This is a genomic window from Paenibacillus sp. J31R122 (genome assembly GCF_056269185.1).
The window spans coordinates 213,902-235,989 of the sequence record NZ_JBWDNM010000010.1 but is presented as its reverse complement, the minus strand read 5'-3'; the positions used below and the strand labels follow the sequence as shown (position 1 = coordinate 235,989).

Annotated in this window: 24 protein-coding genes and 1 pseudogene; 15 read left to right on the top strand and 10 right to left on the bottom strand. The window is 42.7% G+C overall.

Going from position 1 to position 22,088, the window contains the following annotated elements; all coding sequences use genetic code 11:
• Positions 1–90 precede the first annotated feature (90 nt).
• Positions 91–454 (top strand): annotated as a pseudogene (locus AC0YN7_RS18040) (MerR family transcriptional regulator).
• Between the two features lie 185 nt (positions 455–639).
• The gene (locus AC0YN7_RS18035; protein WP_475811388.1) at positions 640–1,251 is read left to right on the top strand and encodes a TetR/AcrR family transcriptional regulator; all 612 of its coding nucleotides are present in this window, start codon (positions 640–642) and stop codon (positions 1,249–1,251) included.
• A gap of 151 nt (positions 1,252–1,402) precedes the next feature.
• Here AC0YN7_RS18035 and AC0YN7_RS18030 read toward each other — a convergent pair whose 3' ends face one another.
• Complete coding sequence (locus AC0YN7_RS18030; RefSeq protein WP_475811387.1) at positions 1,403–2,983, bottom strand: DUF5597 domain-containing protein; 1,581 nt, start codon at positions 2,981–2,983, stop codon at positions 1,403–1,405.
• A 72-nt stretch (positions 2,984–3,055) separates the two neighbouring features.
• Positions 3,056–4,420, bottom strand: coding sequence for an MFS transporter (locus tag AC0YN7_RS18025; protein WP_475811386.1), 1,365 nt, complete (start codon positions 4,418–4,420; stop codon positions 3,056–3,058).
• A gap of 205 nt (positions 4,421–4,625) precedes the next feature.
• On the opposite strand from AC0YN7_RS18025, the gene AC0YN7_RS18020 reads away from it, so the two are divergent.
• On the top strand, positions 4,626–5,384 hold the full coding sequence (locus AC0YN7_RS18020) for a DUF975 family protein (RefSeq protein ID WP_475811385.1): 759 nt from the start codon (positions 4,626–4,628) through the stop codon (positions 5,382–5,384).
• A gap of 217 nt (positions 5,385–5,601) precedes the next feature.
• Here AC0YN7_RS18020 and deoD read toward each other — a convergent pair whose 3' ends face one another.
• Both deoD and AC0YN7_RS18010 read right to left on the bottom strand, forming a co-directional pair.
• Positions 5,602–6,306 (bottom strand): purine-nucleoside phosphorylase, encoded by a 705-nt coding sequence (gene deoD / locus AC0YN7_RS18015; RefSeq protein WP_475811384.1) that lies wholly within the window; start codon positions 6,304–6,306, stop codon positions 5,602–5,604.
• Between the two features lie 185 nt (positions 6,307–6,491).
• Positions 6,492–7,208, bottom strand: a complete 717-nt coding sequence (locus tag AC0YN7_RS18010) for a Crp/Fnr family transcriptional regulator (RefSeq protein WP_475811383.1) — start codon at positions 7,206–7,208, stop codon at positions 6,492–6,494.
• A 137-nt stretch (positions 7,209–7,345) separates the two neighbouring features.
• Here AC0YN7_RS18010 and AC0YN7_RS18005 point away from each other — a divergent pair, with 137 nt between their 5' ends.
• From AC0YN7_RS18005 to AC0YN7_RS17985, 5 genes are all read left to right on the top strand, one after another.
• On the top strand, positions 7,346–8,386 hold the full coding sequence (locus AC0YN7_RS18005) for a BMP family lipoprotein (protein ID WP_475811382.1): 1,041 nt from the start codon (positions 7,346–7,348) through the stop codon (positions 8,384–8,386).
• Between the two features lie 70 nt (positions 8,387–8,456).
• A complete protein-coding gene (locus AC0YN7_RS18000; protein ID WP_475811381.1) occupies positions 8,457–9,992 on the top strand; it encodes an ABC transporter ATP-binding protein in 1,536 nt (511 codons plus the stop codon).
• Positions 9,985–11,055 (top strand): ABC transporter permease, encoded by a 1,071-nt coding sequence (locus AC0YN7_RS17995; protein WP_475811380.1) that lies wholly within the window; start codon positions 9,985–9,987, stop codon positions 11,053–11,055. Before AC0YN7_RS18000 ends, AC0YN7_RS17995 begins: the two co-directional genes overlap by 8 nt.
• Before the next feature lie 3 nt (positions 11,056–11,058).
• Positions 11,059–12,012, top strand: coding sequence for an ABC transporter permease (locus AC0YN7_RS17990; protein ID WP_475811379.1), 954 nt, complete (start codon positions 11,059–11,061; stop codon positions 12,010–12,012).
• A gap of 14 nt (positions 12,013–12,026) precedes the next feature.
• On the top strand, positions 12,027–13,313 hold the full coding sequence (locus AC0YN7_RS17985; RefSeq protein WP_475811378.1) for an NCS2 family permease: 1,287 nt from the start codon (positions 12,027–12,029) through the stop codon (positions 13,311–13,313).
• Between the two features lie 175 nt (positions 13,314–13,488).
• On the opposite strand, the gene AC0YN7_RS17980 is transcribed toward AC0YN7_RS17985, so the two are convergent.
• A complete protein-coding gene (locus tag AC0YN7_RS17980; RefSeq protein WP_475811377.1) occupies positions 13,489–13,812 on the bottom strand; it encodes a 2Fe-2S iron-sulfur cluster-binding protein in 324 nt (107 codons plus the stop codon).
• A gap of 216 nt (positions 13,813–14,028) precedes the next feature.
• Between AC0YN7_RS17980 and AC0YN7_RS17975 the strand changes: the two genes are divergently transcribed.
• The gene (locus AC0YN7_RS17975; RefSeq protein ID WP_475811376.1) at positions 14,029–14,427 is read left to right on the top strand and encodes an RrF2 family transcriptional regulator; all 399 of its coding nucleotides are present in this window, start codon (positions 14,029–14,031) and stop codon (positions 14,425–14,427) included.
• A 91-nt stretch (positions 14,428–14,518) separates the two neighbouring features.
• Positions 14,519–15,433, top strand: a complete 915-nt coding sequence (locus tag AC0YN7_RS17970) for an NAD(P)/FAD-dependent oxidoreductase (protein WP_475811375.1) — start codon at positions 14,519–14,521, stop codon at positions 15,431–15,433.
• Positions 15,434–15,483: 50 nt separating this feature from the next.
• Here the strand turns inward: AC0YN7_RS17970 and tlp are convergent, their stop codons facing one another.
• Positions 15,484–15,708, bottom strand: a complete 225-nt coding sequence (tlp, locus tag AC0YN7_RS17965) for a small acid-soluble spore protein Tlp (protein ID WP_475811374.1) — start codon at positions 15,706–15,708, stop codon at positions 15,484–15,486.
• A gap of 352 nt (positions 15,709–16,060) precedes the next feature.
• Here tlp and AC0YN7_RS17960 point away from each other — a divergent pair, with 352 nt between their 5' ends.
• Positions 16,061–17,023 carry a D-2-hydroxyacid dehydrogenase gene (locus AC0YN7_RS17960; protein WP_475811373.1) on the top strand — a complete coding sequence of 321 codons (963 nt, stop codon included), beginning with the start codon at positions 16,061–16,063 and terminating at the stop codon, positions 17,021–17,023.
• 6 nt (positions 17,024–17,029) lie between these two features.
• On the opposite strand, the gene AC0YN7_RS17955 is transcribed toward AC0YN7_RS17960, so the two are convergent.
• Genes AC0YN7_RS17955 through AC0YN7_RS17945 form a run of 3 tightly spaced genes read right to left on the bottom strand, consistent with a single transcriptional unit; the run spans position 17,030 to position 18,708 of the window.
• The gene (locus AC0YN7_RS17955) at positions 17,030–18,001 is read right to left on the bottom strand and encodes an NAD(P)-dependent alcohol dehydrogenase (RefSeq protein ID WP_475811372.1); all 972 of its coding nucleotides are present in this window, start codon (positions 17,999–18,001) and stop codon (positions 17,030–17,032) included.
• Between the two features lie 34 nt (positions 18,002–18,035).
• The gene (locus tag AC0YN7_RS17950) at positions 18,036–18,260 is read right to left on the bottom strand and encodes a helix-turn-helix transcriptional regulator (RefSeq protein ID WP_475811371.1); all 225 of its coding nucleotides are present in this window, start codon (positions 18,258–18,260) and stop codon (positions 18,036–18,038) included.
• 1 nt (position 18,261) lies between these two features.
• Positions 18,262–18,708: a hypothetical protein gene (locus AC0YN7_RS17945; protein ID WP_475811370.1), complete on the bottom strand. Its 447-nt coding sequence runs from the start codon at positions 18,706–18,708 to the stop codon at positions 18,262–18,264.
• A gap of 199 nt (positions 18,709–18,907) precedes the next feature.
• Between AC0YN7_RS17945 and AC0YN7_RS17940 the strand changes: the two genes are divergently transcribed.
• Positions 18,908–19,186, top strand: coding sequence for a DUF2564 family protein (locus AC0YN7_RS17940; RefSeq protein WP_475811369.1), 279 nt, complete (start codon positions 18,908–18,910; stop codon positions 19,184–19,186).
• A gap of 160 nt (positions 19,187–19,346) precedes the next feature.
• On the opposite strand, the gene AC0YN7_RS17935 is transcribed toward AC0YN7_RS17940, so the two are convergent.
• Positions 19,347–19,550: a DUF378 domain-containing protein gene (locus AC0YN7_RS17935; RefSeq protein WP_475811368.1), complete on the bottom strand. Its 204-nt coding sequence runs from the start codon at positions 19,548–19,550 to the stop codon at positions 19,347–19,349.
• Between the two features lie 378 nt (positions 19,551–19,928).
• Between AC0YN7_RS17935 and AC0YN7_RS17930 the strand changes: the two genes are divergently transcribed.
• From AC0YN7_RS17930 to AC0YN7_RS17920, 3 genes are all read left to right on the top strand, one after another.
• A complete protein-coding gene (locus AC0YN7_RS17930; RefSeq protein WP_475811367.1) occupies positions 19,929–20,831 on the top strand; it encodes an AraC family transcriptional regulator in 903 nt (300 codons plus the stop codon).
• A gap of 248 nt (positions 20,832–21,079) precedes the next feature.
• Positions 21,080–21,268 (top strand): hypothetical protein, encoded by a 189-nt coding sequence (locus tag AC0YN7_RS17925; RefSeq protein WP_475811366.1) that lies wholly within the window; start codon positions 21,080–21,082, stop codon positions 21,266–21,268.
• A gap of 11 nt (positions 21,269–21,279) precedes the next feature.
• On the top strand, positions 21,280–21,822 hold the full coding sequence (locus AC0YN7_RS17920; RefSeq protein WP_475811365.1) for a DoxX family protein: 543 nt from the start codon (positions 21,280–21,282) through the stop codon (positions 21,820–21,822).
• Positions 21,823–22,088: the final 266 nt, after the last annotated feature.

Below are 22,088 nucleotides of genomic sequence, written 5' to 3'. Positions count from 1 at the left end.
TTTGATTATACAGCTTAGAGTTTACTCTAAGTCAAATGTTTTTTATAATCATGGGGACTCTTAAAATTATAAATAGATTCGGGGGGTTGTATGTACACGATCAGCGAGGTAGCCAAGTTATTGGGGGTAACCTCACATACACTGAGATATTATGAAAAGGAAGGGATCATTGCTCCGACACGCAATGCGAATGGAGAAAGAGTTATATGATGACTTCCATCTTGCATGGCTGCGATTTGTGATGAGGTTGAAACAAACCCAAATGCCGATCTCACAAATCACAGAATATGCCCAGTTATATATAGAAGGAGAGCATACGACTCAAGCCCGCTTGAAACTTCTCGAGGATCATAGAAACTCTATTCAGAATCAAATCAGAAACTTAACAACCACAGAGAAGATGCTGGGAAACAAAATCGCGGCTTACAAAGAATTCATTAGTAAAATGGAATAATAAATATAGAAACGGAGCGTGAACCACGGCGCCCCCTCGTTGTGACAGGAAATCTAGTAATACTTGTTTTCTTTGTATGAGCTTGCAATGCTTTGAATGATAAAGGTATACTCCGTTTATCGCACGGTATCTGGTAGATAGGCAAGCACGGATAGATAACACTATGAATAAGCGGGGTTAATGGAGTGGACAATCCAACAACAAGGCAGCGCATACTAATAGAAGCGGAAAAGCAATTTATTGCGCTCGGGATCGCAAGTGTACAAATGAAAGATATTGCATCAGCCATTAATATCAATAGAAGAACGCTGTATCGTTATTTTCCTTCGAAGGATGAATTAGCCTTTGAAATTGAGATCATGGTGATGAAGCAACTGCAGGACTATCTCACATTAGATTTAGGGGACATGACCGGCAAAAGCGGGTTTGAAAAAGTAAAAGCGTATTTTTTTCAGGTTAATCTTGAAAACGCTAAAGAACAGATCAAGTTCACTGCCGAGTTCGATCGGTATTTTCAGGGGAATTATCCTAATCCAGAGTTGGAGCAATCGTTTATAGAAGCTTTAAACCCAAATCAGGACCCATTATTTCATTATATTCGCGATGGCGTGACAGATGGCTCCATTCGTAATGATATGACGGTCGAAGAGTTATACCACTTTATCAGCCACAGTTTTATCTCCCTCTTTCAACGGCTGATTCTGAGGGAGAACCACTTAAAGTATGAATATTGCGATAATATTGATTTTCACAAGTCATTTCGGAATATTATACTAACCGGAATACAGCGCACATAAAAATTGGAGTATCAGCTTCGATTTCATGTGCGCTGGCGTGGCGGTTATCTTAAAATATAGGAAAGTATATCAAATCGCCATACTATCTCTATATTTCTCCGGAATGAAACGCGCGACCGCCATAAGGACGGCGACAGCCGTTTCACCTTGGCTATGGAGTTAGAACGACTCTTACGACACCGCAATACGGGGTCGCCCAGAAACCTCCGAACACGGCTTCATCGCCATTCCGGGTTCGCATGGGTACAAATTCAACTGATTCGGTCAGATAGCCTTCCTCTACGGTGAGATAGTCCACAGGGGTTAATACTAACGACATTTTCAAAGCGTCCAACCATCCAGGTCCTGAACCGGGAACCATAAAGAGATGGAAGTTACCGGCCAAGTAAAATTCTTGCGGTCCGGCTTCAATGATAAGTCCGTGTTTAGGTCGTCCTTCTATCAACTGAGGATTACGGGCATGTCTATGATCCTTGTTCTCGCTTGTTGGGCCCATATTGATAAAAGGCACTGCTCCGATGTAGCGTTCGAATTCAAAACTCTGATTCATTTGATAATCTTCTTCTACAACGGCATGAACTTTGCCTGTGCCTCGATACTTCTGAATTAACGGCAATAAACTCATTACGCTGCGGAAGCTTTCGGCGAATAATACGGCATCTTCCAGCAGATTGCCTTCCATATCGAGGATGCTGTCTACACCAAAACAAAAATAACCAATCGCGTCGTAGTCAGCCAAAGCCCGAAGCATATTTCGCGCATTAAGTCCGTCCGGGCTGGATTCCGGAACAAACAAAGGATTGTCAGGCCTGCGATATTCTTCGCATATAATCTTGTAGTCACTATAATTAACAGAGTAAATATCTGGTGCGATTAGATCCAGATGGGGCGCTGCAAATTTCCAAATGTCTAGCGTGTTCCTGGCAGGCCCTCCGGAGGGATAGAATCCCGGAATCGGCCAACCCGGAAAAGAAAGCCATGCATTGACATACAACGGGATATTGTATATCGCACGGCCTTCTGCCGCGATATGATCAATATATTTAGCAATAGACCAAGCTGTACAGAATTCGCCGCCCGTGGCGCCAAAAACGTCCTGCCAACCTCCTTGTTCTTTGGATCCACTCTTCTTCCAAGCATCCCAAACGCGGCCCTCTCCAAGCCTCTTCACATGCTCGAGGAGTTCAGAAGATACAGCTCCGGCAAATGCGGCTTCTGCCTCAAGTCCATAATCCCTGTCACAGCCAAGAATGCCTGGTTCATTCTCCACTTGTACCGCAATAACCGTCTGCGTGTCACCATCAGCTTCTTTTAGATGCTTCATCAATGCGCTGAACGCTCTTGTATCCGCCTGCAGCGCTTCCTCACAAAAAGCCGAAAGGACATTCATAGGGACGCCGTCGCTGCGAAGCGCCCTGAAAAAACGCTGTTTGTCCGTCTTTACCCAGCCAGGACAATAACGCATCTCGCCATTCTTCCATGTAGCAAACCACAACACGATAAGGTGCAACTCATGCTTGCGGCACTCTTCCAGAAGCATGTCTACCGAAGAAAAATCAAATTGCCCTTCCTGTGGCTCTACTTGCTCCCAATAGACAGGGGCTTCCAGCGTGTTGCCTCCCAATGCCTTGACGCCTGCAATGGCAGATGACAATTCTTCCGTGTTGTAAGCGCTGGAGTTTTTTGACTGTCCCCCCATTGGCATGAATGGTTTTCCCTTTACCTTAAACATAGAAACCTCTCCTGTTCTTCTATATAAATTGGGTTAAATCCGAATAAAGCACATGAGGATAGAATCTTAAGGTTACATATTCCTTGCAGGATTAACTTCAGAAGTAATTTTCTTCTCGTTATATCTGAGAAATGCGAATAAGGAAAATAGGGCAACTACGGCTGCAATAACAACGGATATTCTGATCCCGGAATCATGATCAATCGATTTCCCGATCGCCAATACGGTAGGCAGGACGATGACAGATAAGGCGGAGCCAAATTTCGTCAGAAACGAGCGTACGCCAAAGTACAGCGCTTCCTTGTTTTCCCCGCTTAAACTGGCGTCATATACAGCACAATCAGCAACGATAGCATTCGGTAATATGCCTGATATAGCCGCAGGAATTGCAGAGAGAACAACAATGGGAATCAGCTGTATAAATCCGCTAAATGGAAGTTTCCCCATAAGCGATATGTAGATGAAAGAAACAATAAGAAGCACAAACGAAACAATCATTAATTTCTTCTTGCCGTACTTTTTACTGAGTCTGTTTACCAGCGGATAGAGCATGAAAGAGAGTACGCCGACGGCAGTTACAATCAGTCCGACATGATTTTCCTTCTGCCTAGCGAGCACTGTTATGTAGTAGACGAGGGAAGATTGGAAGAACCCGTTCGTAAACCAATAACCCAGCTCGCTTATTAAGAAATATCGGAAATCCCGATTTTTAAAAACGGCCTTAACCGACGCTTTGATGTCCAAACTTGTCGCATTTGTTGAACCGTATTTCGTCTCATCAATCGTATACGCTGGTATGAGCATGAGAATGAAAGCAGCGGTTGCAAGCGCTCCGAACGTCCACTGAATCGAGGCTGTTTTTGAAACCCCAAAGACCGTCATGACCGTCTCCCAGATACTTGGCGCAAAGGTCGCGAGAATAAGCCCCAGAAACCAGGTTACTGAAATATATGTCGACAGATCTATGCGCTCTTCCGTAGTACGTCCCAAATCACTAAGAAGCGCGGTATACGGTATCACATAACAAGTAAACGCCACAAAGTAGAGGGGGAGGATGATGAGAAGCCATAAAGAATTGATCGTATGGACTTCGTTTTGAAACGGTACGATAAATATGCATACGAGCAAAAGTGCGCAAGGTAGTGCGCTTCGTCTCAAAAACGGCGTCCTTCTTCCAAGGCGATGCCTACTCTTATCACTTAAATTTGCAATCCATAGATCGGTCGTTGCATTGATTATCGTAGCAAATCCCATGATGATGCCAATAATCGTAACGCCCATAAAGACACTGCCTTGTGGAATCGCCACTTGAATACCGGATTCTTCTGGTGGTAAATAAAAATAGATGAGCCATGTTCCGATAATACCAGCCAGAATCGACCAACCTAACTGCCCAAGCGAGTAGAGCACCATTATCTTCCTCGGTAATTTCGCCATCCTTACCCTCCTTTGTCACATTGCCCGCCAAAGAAATGCCACACGTGTGGCGTAATTGGATTATAAAGCGTTTCCAACCCTAAGGTCAAGATCATTTTCACGTCGCATTAACATTACACGAATGATTCATTACATGTCGTACTATATTAAATATGGTATCTATTGTAAGATGAAAGACAAAATATTAAAGGAGAGAGGGATAGAAATGTGGGATCGTACAGAACTGAAACGAAAAGCGAAGGAGGTGCTGCGGACATCGTATTGGAAGGCATTTTTGGTAAGTATTATACTGGCATTTGTTAGTGGAGGAATCAATCCTCAGACCTTTAACCTTAACTTTGGTTCATCCGGTTCAAATGATTCCGGCTCCTCCGGTTTGGATTTCGATTGGGGATTATTTGCACCTTTCCTTGCTATTGCGATAACCGTTTTTATTATTGTCATGTTGTTCGCACTTGCGTTTCGTATTTTTGTCAGCTTTCCGCTTGAGGTAGGTTCGATGCGTTATTTCAAGCAATCTGCGGAGCATGAGGTGAATCTAAACCATTTGGGTTATGCTTTTAACAAGGACAGGTACTTGGATATTGTGAAATCGATGCTGTGGAGAGGATTTCTAAATTTCTTATGGTTTCTGCTCCTCATCATCCCCGGAATTATTAAATCATACTCCTACAGCATGGTACCGTTCATTTTGGCGGACAACCCTAATATTGGGTATAGGCGCTCGGTGGATTTAAGCAGGCAAATGACACGTGGACACAAATTTCGCATATTCGTGCTTGACCTAAGCTTCCTCGGCTGGATATTCCTAGGCATATTGTTATGCTTCGTCGGCGTCCTGTTTGTGATGCCCTATATCAATGCCACGAAGGCGGAGCTTTACTTGACATTACGTCAACAGGCTCTACAGAATGGATTGGCAACAGAAGAAGAGCTGAGGCTGAATCAGACACCAATCTTTTAAATCAGAAATTGACCGTACACCTGCCGTCATACATCATTTCTTTGATAATAATTATAGAGCAGGGGCTCGATTCCTAAGTGGAATCGAGCCCCTTTTTTAAATTATAAGAATGTATAAGTTTCACACTTATAATGATGCTTATAATTCACCGTAAACGATTGTCCGCCAGAGGACGGCGAATAGCCGTTTTTACTTGATCAAATATATGAGTTGTTGATTATTTAGCTACTGTTTCTAATGCGACTTCGATCATGTCATTGAAGGTGGTTTGTCTCTCTTGTGCAGTAGTTTGTTCTCCTGTGAGAATATGATCACTTACCGTTAGGAGACTGAGGCCTTTTACGCCGAATTTAATCGTTAAATAATAAAGTGCGGCTGTTTCCATTTCTACTGCCAATACGCCATGTCGGCCAAGCTTTGTAACTGCATCTTTATCTTCTGTGTAGAAAACATCAGAAGAAAGTACGTTCCCTACGCGAAGGTTAAGGCCTTTGCCCTCCCCAATTTCATAAGCAGTTTTAATTAAATCAAAGCTCCCAATCTGAGGAAAGTCATATCCAGGGAATTGGTTGCGAATGATAGCCGAATCCGTAGCCGCTGCTTGAGCAATAAGAACATCGCGGAGATTAACATCATGTTGAATGGCGCCGCATGTTCCGATCCGAACGAGATTTTTTGCACCATAATCGTTGATCAATTCATGAATATATATGGATGCAGAAGGCATACCCATTCCTGTACCTTGAATCGATACTCGGTTTCCTTTATAAGTTCCTGTAAAGCCTAACATGCCACGTACATTGTTGTAACAGACGACATCTTCGAGGAAGGTCTCCGCAATATACTTTGCACGCAGCGGATCACCGGGTAATAAGACGGATTCTGCAATTTCGCCAATCTTTGCTTCAATATGAAAACTCATGTGAATTCCCTCCAATGTTTCTTAACATGTATTAGAAAATGGTTTACCCGAGAATCATAGCACGATATATATCCTCATTATGTTAAAGGGATTACTTTGCTTTTGTGAACTGGTTCACAAAATAACTGTTAGCACAGTAACGGAAATAAAACGCTGTCATTTGTAATATTAGACGCACGGAACAGTTAAATGTTATGCCACTTACGAAGTGTAGGTAACTCTTCCGTTTCATTACAGATCGATTCTAACTTTTCCTTATCAAGGAGGTATAAGTACTTATCACGAATGTCGATCAGTCCTTCGGCTTGAAAATCACCTAACGTTTTGGAAATGGATTCTCGAGTGACTCCGAGCATGTTGGCGAATAACGATTGATTAACTTTTAAGTCGATTTTGTATGCGCTATCACCGTCGGTTCCAAAGTTGTAATAGAGATCCATAATAAGATTAACCACTTTTCCACGTACGTCATGAAAGGTCAGATAGCGAATCATGCGATTGAGCATTCGAGTTCGCTTCACAAGAATTTTGTAAGCGTTTCGCAGGATGGAAGGATATTTATCCACAAGCTGGAGGAAATCTCGTTTTGACATCAGCCAAACGTTAACGTCTTCTATGGCTTCAATGGATGAAATCCGATGATTGTCGCTGGACAAGGCTTCTACTTCTCCCATGATATCGCCGGCACTAGTAATACTTAAAACAACTTCTTTCCCTTCATACATGCGATAAACCTTGATCATACCTGAGCGAATAAGATAAACCTCGTCACTTTGGTCATTTTCAAACATCAGAACATGATTCTTTTTGAATCGTCGTTCCTTGAGTAATGGAGTTATATGTTGTAATTCATCCTTAGGAATGTCTGAGAAAATCGAGATGTCTGAGATGTTGTCAATCATAAGTATATGTCCTTTCAAATTTCAATATTTTTTACAGAAAATTTTTTGGTTACAAAACCAAATATCGGGGAAAGCTTTTTAGAATTGTTAGTGGGTCAAACAAGCGGCAAGGAACATAAAATTAGGGGGAATTGACAATGAAAAGATCAATGAAAGCATTATTGCCTTTAATACTGATTTTTACTCTAGTCCTAACAGCATGCGGTCAAAGTGGCAACAACACAACAACGAAACCGCCTAGTGGAACGGGCAACAATGGCACTTTTAAAAAGCTGAAAGTCGGAATGGTAACTGACCTTGGCAGTATAAATGATAAATCCTTTAACCAAAGTGCATGGGAAGCCTTGCAAAAATTGAAGAAAGACTATGGTTTTGAAGTGAAATACCTAGAACCAAAAACAGATGGAGACGTTGTTCCTAGCCTGAATCAATTTGTCAAAGCAAACTATGATTTAACGTGGGCAACTGCTTTTACATTAGCTGATGCAATAACACAGTTATCCAAAGAAAACCCAGATAAGATGTTTGGAATTGTTGATTCAGATCTCGTGTTGCCGAATGTTGCGGCGATATCATTCAAGGAGCAAGAAGGTGCATTCCTTGTAGGTGTTATCGCAGGTTTAACGACGAAAACGAATAAAATCGGCTTTGTAGGCGGCATGGAAATTCCAGTTATTAAACGTTTTGAGGCTGGCTTCCGTGAAGGGATAAAAGCTGTAAATCCAGATGCTAAATTAATTGTTAATTATACAGGGCTTTTCAACCGTGTTGATATGGGGAAATCTGCGGCCTCTACAATCTATAACGATGGTGCAGATATCATATTCCATGCTGCAGGTTTAACAGGTAATGGTGTATTTAATGAAGCGAAGGAACGTAACAGCAAGGGTGGAAAAGTGTGGGTCATTGGTGTGGATAAAGATCAATCATTAACCTTCGGTAATGATGTTACGTTAACATCCATGATTAAAAAAGTAGATGAAGCAGTTTACCAAGCGTCAAAAAAATTAGCTGAAGGTGATTTCCCAGCGGGCAAAGTGACGTTAATGGGTCTTAAAGAAAAAGGTGTCGATATTGCACCAAATTCAAATGTTAATGTAGCGCCTGAGGTTCTTGCCAAGGTTGAAGAATATCGCACGAAAATAATAAATGGTGACATTGTCGTGCCGGAAAAATAATGCGAGTTTGTCCCCTCTCCAGTCACTGAATTTGATAGGGGAGGGGACAGAAATTTTGGGAGGGTCTTATATGACTAAGGCAGATGTCGTGTTAGAGCTGAAAGGGATAACCAAAAGATTCCCCGGTGTAGTCGCCAACGATTCGATTAGCTTGCAATTAAAACGTGGAGAAATTCATGCTTTGCTCGGAGAGAATGGATCGGGAAAGTCCACCTTGATGAGTATCGTATTCGGGCTATATCAACCAGACGAAGGTGAAATTCATGTAAATGGAAAGCAAGAGCTGATGGATAGTCCTAACAAGGCGATTGAGCTTGGAATTGGGATGGTGCATCAGCATTTTAAATTGGTAGAGCCCTTTACTGTAACGGAAAATATCATTCTCGGCATGGAGCCCAAAAAGGGTATGAAGATTGATATCAAAGGAGCAAGTAAAAAAGTGAAGGAGCTATCTGAGCGTTATAAGCTGGATGTGGAGCCAATGGCAACAATCGAATCGATCAGTGTAGGGATGCAGCAGCGGGTAGAAATTATAAAAACACTTTATCGTGGAGCAGACATTCTAATCTTTGATGAACCGACTGCTGTTTTAACGCCACAAGAGATCAATGAATTGCTGGCCATTATGAAGCGTCTTGTTGCTGAAGGCAAGTCCATTATTATCATTACTCATAAGCTAAAGGAAATTATGGAAATAGCGGATACGTGCACCATTATTCGGCGCGGTAAGAGGATTGAAAGTGTGGAAGTGGCTAAGACCGATGCACAGCAATTAGCAGAAAAAATGGTAGGGAAAGCTGTTAACTTTAAAACTGAAAAAAGAGCGGCTAATCCGAAAGAAGCGTTGTTAGAAGTAAAAGAATTAGTGGTTGAAGGTGCAAATGGCAAGAATGCGGTCAATAAGCTCAACTTCTCTGTACGAGCGGGTGAGATTGTCGGTATCGCAGGTGTAGATGGTAATGGCCAGTCAGAGCTAATTGAAGCCTTAACTGGTATGCGAAACATTCGTTCAGGTGAAATTTTGTTGCAGGGTAAAAGTATAGCCAATCGTACACCGCGTACCATTTCTGAAGCTGGAATGTCACATATTCCACAGGATCGTCATAAATATGGACTCGTTCTGGACTTTACTGTCAGTGAAAATATAATTTTACAAACCTACTATCAACCTGAAATGAGCAAACATGGTTTCATCAATCGGAAGATGATGGATGATATGGCAACGCGTTTAGTGGAAGAATTTGATATACGTACACCGGGCATTGATACATTGGTTCGCTCAATGTCAGGAGGAAACCAACAAAAGATTATTATCGCGCGAGAAATCGATAAAAATCCACAGGTGATGATTGCCGCTCAACCTACACGAGGGCTGGACGTAGGTGCGATTGAATTTGTGCATCAGCAATTAATCGCAGAACGTGATCAAGGCAAGGCTGTCCTATTGGTTTCGTTTGAGTTGGATGAAATCCTCAATGTTGCTGACCGTATTCTGGTCCTATTTGGTGGACAAATTGTCGGTGAAACAACGCCTGAAACAACGAATGATCAGGAATTGGGAATGATGATGGCAGGTAAGCATGGAGGAGAAGGCACCCATGAATAAAATAATGAGTATTTTCAAACGCGAATCTGCACTTATCCCTCTTGTTGCCATTATTATGGGTCTGTTATTAGGCGCCATTATTATGTGGATCGGCGGATACGATCCAGTGCTGGCCTATAAATCGCTAATCACGAAAATATTCGGGAGTCGATACGATTTTGGAGAAGCATTACGTACTATTGTTCCGCTTATTATGAGCGGCTTGGCCGTAGCGATCGCTTTTCGAGCCGGGATGTTTAATATTGGCGTAGACGGCCAGATTATCATGGGATCATTGGGTGCATTACTAGTAGGCACACAGCTTAGTCTGCCTCCGTTGCTGCATGCGCTTTTCGCTATTATATTTGGTGCCCTGCTTGGCGGGATATGGGGAGCGCTTGTGGGTTATATTAAGGCGAAACGCGGTATTAATGAAGTTATTACTAGCATCATGCTTAATTTTATAGCGCTTTATTTAGCTAATTACATGATTAGGACGTTTATGCCGCAAGCGGGTACACAACGATCTGCTCTGATTCATGAATCTGCAAGTATTCAGATTAACTGGCTCTCTGAGCTGATGGACGGCGCACGTATACACTGGGGATTCCTGATTGCGATCCTTGCGGTTGTTTTTTACCACATCTATTTAACCAAGACCAAATGGGGTTATGAGCTACGTGCGGTTGGGCTTAATCCTAATGCTGCTCAATACGCAGGAATGAAGGTTGCGAATGTTATGGTTCGTACGATGTTTATTTCAGGCGTGTTTGGCGGTCTGATTGGTACCTTTGAAGTGTTAGGTGTGTTTAAGTATGTTGCTATCAACTCGGTTTCATCTGGTCTCGGTTTTGATGGAATAGCGGTAGCTTTGCTTGGCGGCAATAGCGCTATTGGCGTATTCCTCTCAGCAACCCTGATTGGGGGACTGACTTACGGTTCGCAAGGAATGAGCTTTGGTGCGAACGTGCCAGGCGAAATCATTCGGATGATTATTGCCTTTATTATCTTTTTTGTTGCTGCACCAGGCATTGTTAAGCTGATTTTCCGAACATTTAAACTAAAATCAAAGAAGAAGGTGTGACAGATGGAGGTAATTGGCAATTTACTTAATGGGACGCTCGTATTCTCTACTGCCCTTATCTTTGCTGCACTCGGTGGACTAATTTCAGAACGCTCGGGAGTCATTAATATTGGACTGGAAGGGTTTATGATATCGGGGGCTTTCTTCTCTGCAATAACGACTCATTATGCAGAAACAGCGGGCTTTGGCGGTTTCTCTCCATGGCTCGGCTTACTCGGAGCCTTCCTATTTACAGCTATTTTTTCTAGCATTCATGCGATCGCCTCTATTACGTTTAAAGCGAATCAGGTTGTGAGCGGGGTTGTCATCAATATTCTCGCAGCAAGCTCAACGTTCTTTTTCGTAAAATTACTTTTTGACGGCTCAGCAGAAACACCGCTTATAACAACGGTATTTCATAAGGTGACGATTCCGTATTTAAGCGATATTCCGTTTATCGGAAATGTGTTCTTTCATGCATATCCAACTACGTATATTGCCTTTGCGTTAGTCATCGTCCTATTTTTTTATTTATTTAAGACCTCAGGCGGACTCAGACTGCGCGCCGTTGGCGAACATCCAAGTGCCGCAGATACGGTGGGGATAAAAGTAAATCGCACGCGCTACATCGCCGTTATTCTGAGTGGATCGCTTGCAGCACTTGGCGGAGCAACGATTGTACTTACCTCAAACAGTAACTTTGCTTTTAATACCATTTCAGGACAAGGTTATATTGCGCTTGCAGCTGTTATTTTCGGGAAATGGAATCCAATAGGAGTGCTGCTTGCTTCATTATTCTTCGGCTTAGCCCAGGCAGTAAAGGATCAATTACAAATCTTTGAGTTTGCCGCAAGCATTCCAAATGAGTTCTTCTATATGTTACCATATGTATTAACATTATTCGTATTAATAGGAGCAGTAGGGAAAGCTCGTTCACCCAAAGCATTAGGAGAACCTTATGATGTTGGGAAACGATAAGAGGTGGTTATTAATTGGAAAGACGATTGCAGAAACTGTTCCATATTGAAAAAGAAAATTCGACGATACGTACAGAGCTAGTTGCGGGAACCACTTCTTTTATGACGGTTGCCTATATCATTGCGGTAAACGGAGCCATCTTACATCTAGCCGGCATGCCATATGAAGCAGCAACGATTGTCACGGTAATTTGCTCTTTTATCGGTTGTATGTTGATGGCACTTTGGGCGAATTCACCATTAATTCTCGTCCCCGGTATGGGGGACAATGCATTTTTTGTATTTACTTTGGTATTCTCGTTAGGACTTACGTGGCAGCAAGCACTTGCAGCCGTATTTTTAGCAGGTGTCGTATTTATGTTAACTGCGATAACCAAAGGGGCCGACTATTTATCACGATCGATCCCCAAGTCTATGATTAATGCAATGACCGCTGGAATTGGTCTATTTATTGCTTTTCTAGGTTTAAAGAATGGGGGGGTCATCGTTGCTAGCGAAGGCACCTTCGTTACTTTGGCGAAGCTTAGCGACCCTTATGCGTTAACAACTATACTGACTTTATTGATTGCGATACCGCTTTTCATGCGAAATGTAAAAGGGAGCTTCTTAATTGCAATTATCGCAGGAACAGGTATTGGTGCGCTGCTGGGTATTGTCGATTTTTCAACTTTAGGTGATTTTAGTATTTCTTTTAATGGGTACGGAGAGTTATTTTTTGCTTTGGATTTTAGCGGAATAGGTACGCTTAATTTTTGGACGGCTGTTTTTTCTTTATCAATGGTCATTATTTTTCAGAATATGGGGGCGCAGCTTGGGATGCTCCCGGACAAAGCGAAGTTTCGGAAGTCCTTTCAGGCTAACTCTGTTTCGGTTATAAGTGCTGGGCTTTTGGGCTGCAGTCCGATGACGACAGCAGCCGAGGCCGCAACAGGTATTGCTTCGGGAGGGAGAACGGGGCTAACCTCTTTTACAACGGGACTTCTGTTTATTCCCGCATTGTTTCTCATTCCCCTTTTCAAGATAATACCGAGTAGTGCGATTGCTCCTGTGCTCATCATTGTTGGCTGTCTCATGTTTCAAAGCATCAAGGACATTTCGCTCAATGATTTTACAGAAGCTTTTCCAGCTTACCTGATGATGGCGATTATGCCGCTATCCTTTAGTATCGCGAATGGGATTGCATTTGGTTTCATTGCTTACCCGATTCTGAAGCTGGTTACGGGCCGGAGGAAAGAAGTATCTATAACGATGTACGTCATCGCATTTTTCTTCTTGCTTTATTTTATATTGGGTTCGATTTAAGCGGAGGGAGGGGACCGAGCGAGTGCCTCCTATACGGACAAATAAAGGTCTGAGAGCCTCAAATGAGAAATCCCAGACCTTCAATTTACTAGCAGTTAGCCTCTGCTATACTCTTATCGCTGTAATCGTAACTTATTTCTTCAACACTGTATATCGCGATAAAGAGTTGGTTCGATTACTCCTGGGGACGAGTGCCAGGCTCCAAGCCTGTAGAAGTCGCTGTCTTGATCAGCCGGACCGTTACGTCACTATGTAGTCGAATTTGGCAAGATAGCCGGATAGCGGCGTCCTCGATTCCTTTGTTACGGAGGACTGTCGCTTCTGCCTCTTCCATCTCGCCCATATTCCCAGAAAGTACTTCTACGGCGCATGTCGTGCACCTGGCATTCCCACCGCATCGGTGCAGGATGTCGATCCCGCTATCCTCTAACGCAAGCACAAGTTTCGTACCTTCAACTGCCTGAAAGGCGTCTCTTCCTTCTACTTGAACCGTCGGCATTGGCCATTCCTCCTCGGATTGTTCATCCTCATATTTTCGTACCCATTTATATTAAACCATTACCTTAGTGAGTAAGTCCATGGTGTAGCTGCAAACCACAGAGTTGAAGAACGAACGGTCAGGATATCACTATGAAAGAACGGAACGATTAAATGTTTGCTTTTCAAATGAATTAGAGTTATTATAGACTCATATAGTCTTTAATGGAGGTTCATAATGAAATATTCTCAAGCGACCGACTATGCGCTTCATGCAATGCTTTATCTGGTAACGTCAGCGGCTGATAAGCCTGTTGGTGTGCATTTACTGGCTGAGAAGTTGGGCGTTTCGCAGACCTATCTGTCCAAGTTGATGACCAAGCTGGTCAAGGCTGGATTAATTCAATCCGCTTCAGGAGCAAACGGTGGATATCGCCTCAGACATAAGCAGGAAGACATCTCTATTCTCGATATCATCCATGCGATCGAAGGGACGGCCTCCTTGTTCGAATGCAGTCTTAATCACGGGGACGAATGTCTGATCCAGCAGGTTGTGCTAGAGGCCGAACGCCAGATGGAGCAGCATCTGGAGAGCAAGAAAATAGTGGATTTGGCGAAGCTATTTAAGACGGAGTAGGGATCCGTCGTTTTTTTTCAACTTAATTATAGATAAAAAGAGTCTATTATATCTATGATAAGATAATTGAATTGCGAAAGGGAGAATGAAGATGACTCACGATTGTATTATTATAGGCGGAGGACCGTCTGGTCTAAATGGTGCTCTTATGTTAGGCAGGGCAAGAAAAAGCGTGATCGTTATTGATGAAGGTCGTCCACGTAACGGGGTTACTCGCGAGACGCACGGTTTTCTTACGAGGGATGGTATCAGTCCAAGCGAGTTTCGGCGAATCGCGAAGGAACAGATTCACGCTTATCCATCCGTCGATTTTGCCTCGGATACAGTTGTATCGATTGCAGGAACCGATGGCCATTTTCAAATAACGACCGCTCAAGGTACGATCTATTGGAGCAAGAAGGTGCTCTTTGCAGTAGGAAAGAAAGACCTTCCGCTTGATATTAACGGTTTGGCGGATGCGTATGGTAAAAGCGCCTTTGTATGCCCTTATTGCGATGGCTGGGAATTGCGAGACCAGCCGATTGTCTTAATTGCCAAGGGAGCAAAGGCGATGCATTTGGCCAAGATGATATCCGGATGGACGAAACATTTTACAATCTGTACCGATGGACCTGATGAAATGACGCGTATTGAAAGAGAAGAGCTTCATCAACATAACGTTCCTGTATTTGACTCGCCGATCCGCTCTATCGAATCAACCGATGGAATGGTACGGCATGTTGAACTGGAGGACGGTACAACAATTCCATGTACGGGGATCTTCTTTGGACCGAAGCTTGTGACCGGATCAGACCTTCCTCGAGCATTAGGTTGTGAGATTACGGAAGCCGGAACGGTCATCGTTGATAATTATGGTAAAACGAGTGTTCCGGGTGTTTATTGTGCAGGAGATGCAGCAACGGAACAGTATCAAGCCATTACAGCCGCTTCTTTAGGCGCTTTGGCTGGTATGGGCATAAACAATGAACTACTGATGGAGGATTGGAATCAGCGCCGCGATAAATAGCCAGAAAGCAATTCAGTCCCAATTACTGGGACTGAATCGCTGTTATTTATCTACTCTTTGGAAAAAGCTGATTCGTCTTTAATTTCCTCTTGAAAACCTTGTATACTTTCTTTGCGGCGTACATTTTTTTCTTCAATTTGGTTACGTTCCGTGCTGCTGATTTCGGATGAAAATTCATTTAAATAATCTTCTGCTTCGTTCAGGTTTTCCTTTGTATTTTGGATGCTTTGCTGTAAATGCTCTACATTATCTGCCCGATTATCCGGTTTTGCCATTCGTTTATCGCCTCCTGGTAATTGAAGCGCTCATTGGAGCACTAACAATTAGTTTAGACGTTATCGGATAATTTTATGTATTAAAAAATGCTTTGAACATTATCCAGATGAAAGAAGGAAGGAGAATGAAAATGTGGAGCAGTGTTTTTGAACAGGAGTGGGTAAAGCAGCCTTTAGCAGATTAGGAGGAATTGAATACATGGCAAGCCTATTCGTAGAATTGTTTGGTTATGCTAACAAAGGTGACTGGCAGTCTTGATAAATCCCCAGGCCAAAGCTAATAAGATCATCGCAGAGATGATTAAATATGATGTGCTATCGTATACTGAAGCAAATGAAAGGTGGAGATGGGTTGAAGATTGTCGTATTGGATGGATATACATTAAATCCTGGAGATCTCAGCTGGGAACAGTTGAAGAAGTTAGGTGAACTAACCGTTTATGAGCGGACACCAAAAGATAAAATCTTAGAGCGAGCTCAAGGCGCGCAGGTTTTAATGACTAACAAAACACCCTTGAATGCAGAAACACTTAACCAACTGCCAGATTTGAATTATATTGGTGTACTTGCTACAGGACATGATGTGGTTGACACAAAATCAGCGGCTGAGAAAGGAATTATCGTTACGAACATTCCAGCCTATGGTACAGATTCTGTAGCACAGTTTACAATCGCGTTAATGATGGAGCTTTGTCACCACATTGGTCATCACGAGCAATCCGTTCGTCAGGGTGATTGGTCAAATAATAAAGATTGGTGTTATTGGAACAATCCTTTAATAGAGCTGTCGGGCAAAACATTTGGTGTGGTTGGAGCAGGACGAATTGGCCTGCAAGCGGCACGCATTGCGAGTGCACTCGGTATGAATGTATTGGCCTTGAGTCGTTCTGGTCATCATAAAACCGACATTCCCAATTTGAAATGGGTGGAGATGGATGAACTGCTTCAATACTCTGATGTGATCAGCCTCCACTGTCCGCTTACGACAGATAATGAAGGGTTTATCAATAAAGATACCTTGTCTAAAATGAAGCGAACCGCTTTTCTCATTAATACAGCGCGTGGAAAACTTGTGAATGAAGAGCATTTAGCTTATGCGCTCAATAATGATTGGATAGCCGGGGCAGCTTTAGATGTGTTGTCTTCAGAGCCGCCTTCTGAGGATAATCCTCTGCTTAAAGCCAAGCATTGCATCATTACACCGCATATAGCCTGGGCAACCAAAGAAGCCAGAGGGCGCTTGATGGATACGGCAGTAAATAATCTGGTTCAATTTATGGAAGGTAAGCCTATAAACGTGGTGCGTACCCGGTAATCCTTATTACACCAAAGTAATGACTACATTTCCCTTTTTATGGCCTTGATCGACATACCGGTGTGCTTCGACCATCTGATTCAGCGGATAGCAACGATCAATAACAGATTTCAACCGACCCGTCTCAATAAGCTCTTTGAGGAAAACTAGTTCTTCTGTGCGTGGGACTGCTGTTCCACCGATGACTTTCTTGTCTGTTGTCATCGAATACCACAGACTTTTAATTTCTGACCCCACCAAGCCCGTATGAAGATAATATCCTTTTTTCTTCAGCGAGCTTTTACATTGTGATAACGTAGTTTTGCCTACCGCGTCAAAAATAATATCGTAGATCTGTCCAGTATTGTTAAAATCCACTTTGGTGTAGTCTATCAACTTATCAGCTCCCAGAGATTTCACCATATCAAAATTCGTAGCACTGCATACCCCGGTCACTTCCGCCCCAAAGTACTTGGCAAGCTGTATCGCAAAAGTACCTACCGATCCAGAAGCGCCAATGATGAGCACTTTTTGTCCGGGCTGGGTGTTGCCCTTTTTGAGGAAAAACAGGGCGGTATTTGCTCCAATAGAAAGAGTGGCAGCTTCCTCATAGGTCATATTGTTCGGTTTTATTACTACTGCCCCGTCTTCGGGCAGACATTTATACTCGGCGTGAGCGCCAAAATTCTGCCCGAAGGTCGATGCAAAAACCTGGTCCCCTGCCTTGAACCTTTTTACATCTTTGCCGACTGCTTCAACTTCACCGGCTAGTTCCATTCCGAATATCGGATTTCGTGGTTTTCTGAAACCTAAAGCGATTCGACCAGGGAGCCAAAACATGGGCGGGACTGTAAAACTTCGCATTCTACAGTCCCCGACGTTTACGGTTGTCGCATACACTTTTACCAATATTTCATTGTCTTTGGGCTTAGGTTTCTCGAACTCTTTGAGCTGAAGAACCTCCGGAGATCCGTATTTTATTGCGGCAATTGCTCTCATTATAGGATCCTCCTTAATTTAGATGTGTTGCTATTCACTCTTTTTGATTATCCCCATAAGAGAATACCTCTTCCAATGGTAAGTTGAAGACGATAGCAATACGAAAAGCCAATTCCAGAGAAGGGGAGTATTTTTCTTTTTCAATAGCAACGATTGTTTGCCTTGTCACCCCCACTTTTTCAGCTAATTGTTGTTGGGTCATTTCATTATGGTTAAAACGTAAGTTTCGAATATTGTTGTTAATAAGAGATTTGCCCATTTTAAACTCCTTTCCGATAAAGATAGAGCTGTGTGACATTACCAGCCAACTCCGACACAAATCCTGAGACGAAAAGTATAATGAACATCACGGAGGGCTGCATATCAATAACCAGGGCTCCCATCGCTAGAACAAAGCCAAAAATAAATACATAATGAGAATTCCTTGTGGCTTTCAATTCAATTAACTTGTCTAGTTCATCAGAAAATGCAGGATCTTTTTCATTAGTTGCTATGGTATTGATGATACTGAAAACAATATGAATGATGATTTTTGCTACAATCGACACCGGGATTAAAATTAAGATGACGCTCCCCCAAAAGCTGAAGGTATCTGTCTGGTCCAGACTCGCTTCTTCATACCTTTGAAGCACATACAAACAATAGAAAGTAAAAATCAGTACGGTGCCAATTAAAGATACGATATTCTTTTTTTCTTGAAAGGACATATTTTTCTCCCCCTGTATGGTAATTTATACATCAAGTAAAGTATTATGAACATAATGTAACTTATACTATACATTAAGTCAATAATACTTTACACAATTGGGCGAAAAATTTCGAGCCTCCATGCATACTTTTCTGGATATTTTAAGAAACTATGGTGTAGTCAACATTATCTAATCGAGAGGGAGGTAAGAAACACACTTGGCTAAGCATACAGATACAAGTTGGAAGCAGGATCATCCAAGTACTTTGTTAAGCTACTCTGTCCAAAAGGCAAATCACGCGGTGAAGCAAGCGATGTCACACCCAGAGGAGCAAACGGTTGATCAAGCTTACGATTCAATTTCTCATGCAGAAAATGCGCTATCTAATGCAGAGCAACATCAAGAGCAAATGGTCGCCGTCCAGCAAAGTAAAGAGCAGTTAGAGCTGTCAAAACAGCAATTGCACGAAGCACAAGAAATTGTAGAAGATCGGTAATATAAGACAATAACCTCCTTACGTTTTACAAAACGAAGGAGGTTATTTTATTTCAGGGATTTTGCCATAATCAAGCATTAAGAATCGAACACGACGCAACAAAAACCACAGGACACGTCCGGCAAACCCAGACGTGTCCTGCGGCTACTGTCGTTTTTCTTTAGTTTTTGCTTGCTACCTTCGTGAAAAGGGAGAGAGCGTAAAGGGCGGCAACACCGACGACGATATATATGATTCGTGATCCAACTTCTTCCGTTCCCCCGAAAATTTCATTGACGACGTCGTACTTGAACAATCCCACTGATAGCCAGTTTAAGCCTCCGATGATGATAAGAATAAGACTGATAACGTTAAGTACTTTCATTTTGCAACAGCCTCCTTAAAGGGGTTTCCTGACTTTTTTGTGCAACTGTCAAATGGAGGTATGCTGATTCTTGGTTGTTTACTATAGGTGTATGAGTAGCGGTCGCAGGTTATGCCATACAAGCCGTATCTTTCGCGTACACGGATTGCGCAATTTTTACAGTTCTTTTAGACAAATAAAGCGTCAAAGATGGTGGCAACGAGATGGTTCAAATATAATATTTATAAAATCAGGAAATCCACGAGGACAAGCTATGGATCAATTAGTGAAAAATTTGATTCTAAACCTGTCGCGGATTAGAGGCAACTTAATTGTGCACAAATAGTTGCGATACAACGCTGCAGCTGCTTTATACTTCGATTGAGAGGAGGGAATCAGATGGATTGGCTTGCGAGGATGAATCGGGCAATGGATTATATCGAAATGAATTTATCTGGAGAGATCGAACTAGCTGAAGCTTCCCGTAAGGCTTGCTGTTCGTCTTACCAGTTCCAAAGAATGTTTTCATTCATTACGAATGTGTCGCTTGCGGAGTATATTCGGCGTAGACGGCTTACACTTGCCGCACTTGAATTGCAAAATAACGATGCTACAAAAGTTATCGATATTGCCCTTAAATACGGCTACGAATCGCCTGTTTCTTTCGCGAGAGCTTTTCAATTGCTGCATGGCGTCACTCCGGCTATGGCCCGACAAGATGGGACCGCACTCAAAGCTTATCCTCGTCTTTCCTTCCTTATCGCAATTAAAGGAGTGGAAGCGATGAATTACCGCATCGAAACAAAGGAAGCTTTCCAAGTATTCGGCATCGAAAGAGTGTTTCACATAAACGGAGACGGTGAAGCACCACCGCATACGCCGGCACAATTGTGGCAGCAATGCCACGCCAACGGCGAAGTTGAGAGACTTGCTGCCAATGCGGGCGACTTGCCTTCTTTTATGAGCCAGGATTTATTTAAAGTACATGCGGTTTGCAGCTATAGAAAAACCGGAGAGGAAACCTTTCCGTATATGCTGTGTGCATTTAAGAGTGAATCGAGTAAAACAAACGGATATTCTACTATAACGATTCCCGCTCATACTTGGGCAATATTCTCCTCAGACCTATTCACATGGGATAAATTTGATGATACCATCGAGACGTTATACCGGCGATTTTTCTCAGAATGGCTGCCAACGGCGGGATATGAGCAGGTCGATGGAATGGATTTTGAAATCTACGGCGGTACAGGCGAACTTAGCTACGTTGAACTATGGTTTGCCGTAAGGAAAATTTCTTAATTAGTTCCGATTGCTGGACCGATTGGAGTTCTGACAGCAGGAATCCAGTGACAATTAGGGAAGAGTAAGAGCCGAATAGGGCAACAGCATATAAGATTTGGATACATCACCACAAGAGTTATACATCTTGAGTGATGTATTTTTTATACTCCGAACCAACACGAGGTCAACACTCACTTTCATGAAGTATTGTGAATATATTCACAAAGTGTTCACCTTCTAGCGCGAACTTTGTGATTATAATCACAATGTCCGTTCGTTTTACGTTTTATAATAAAGACATCAAATACAACAAGTTTATCAGCAGCCAGAAACTAAACGAGGACGGTGATCCCGATGAATATATTACGATCTCAAATGTCGGCGAGGCTGCAGCTAATCTAACAACAGTCAATGTTTTATCATCCAAAGTATTCAAAACTAAAAATGAAGATTAGGAGTGAGTATCATGTTAAAATTTTGGAGAGAAAATAAAATCGCTGGTATATTAGTCACTATCGTCCGTATTGTAGCTGGGTATGCATGGTTAACCGCTGGATGGCATAAGCTTACGGGAGCAAAGGCTTTCGACGCAACGGGCTTCCTCACTGCAGCTGTTAACAACCCGATAATGGATAAAGCTACAGGCGAGGCGGTTTACCCAACCTACACTGCTTTTCTAGAAAACTTTGCACTGCCGAACATTAAGATCATCAACTTCGCCATTCCTTGGGGAGAATTTCTTGTAGGACTTGGACTCATCCTTGGTACATTGACTGTCACTGCCGCTTTCTTCGGAGTCTTAATGAACTTCATGTTTATGTTCGCTGGTACTGTAAGCACGAACCCTTGGCTTCTGCTTCTTGGAATGATTGTCATCTTAGCCGGTGCTAATGCAGGCCGCTTCGGACTAGACCGTTTCGTCCTTCCGCTTCTGCATAAAGGACTCGATCGTATCTTCCGCCGTAAGCCGAAAAATCCGACAACGGATGCGGGATTGTTAATTAAATAACCTTTTATTATGAATGCCCCTTAAATTGAACCCCAATAGAGCCAGCCCACATAGGGCTGGCTCTATTGCTAGCTAGGCAAAGTATAACGTGAGAAACTTCACCGTCGTTGCATTTACTAAGCGTACATGGACGTTGAAGCAGTTCTAAAAGCTAGAAAGATATGACGCCCCCGTCATTAGGAATAATAGCTGTATTCTCCAGTCCCTGACATGTTTATTTTTTTTATTACCGATTTGAATAACTAAAGTCTTCCAAGTAAGTATAA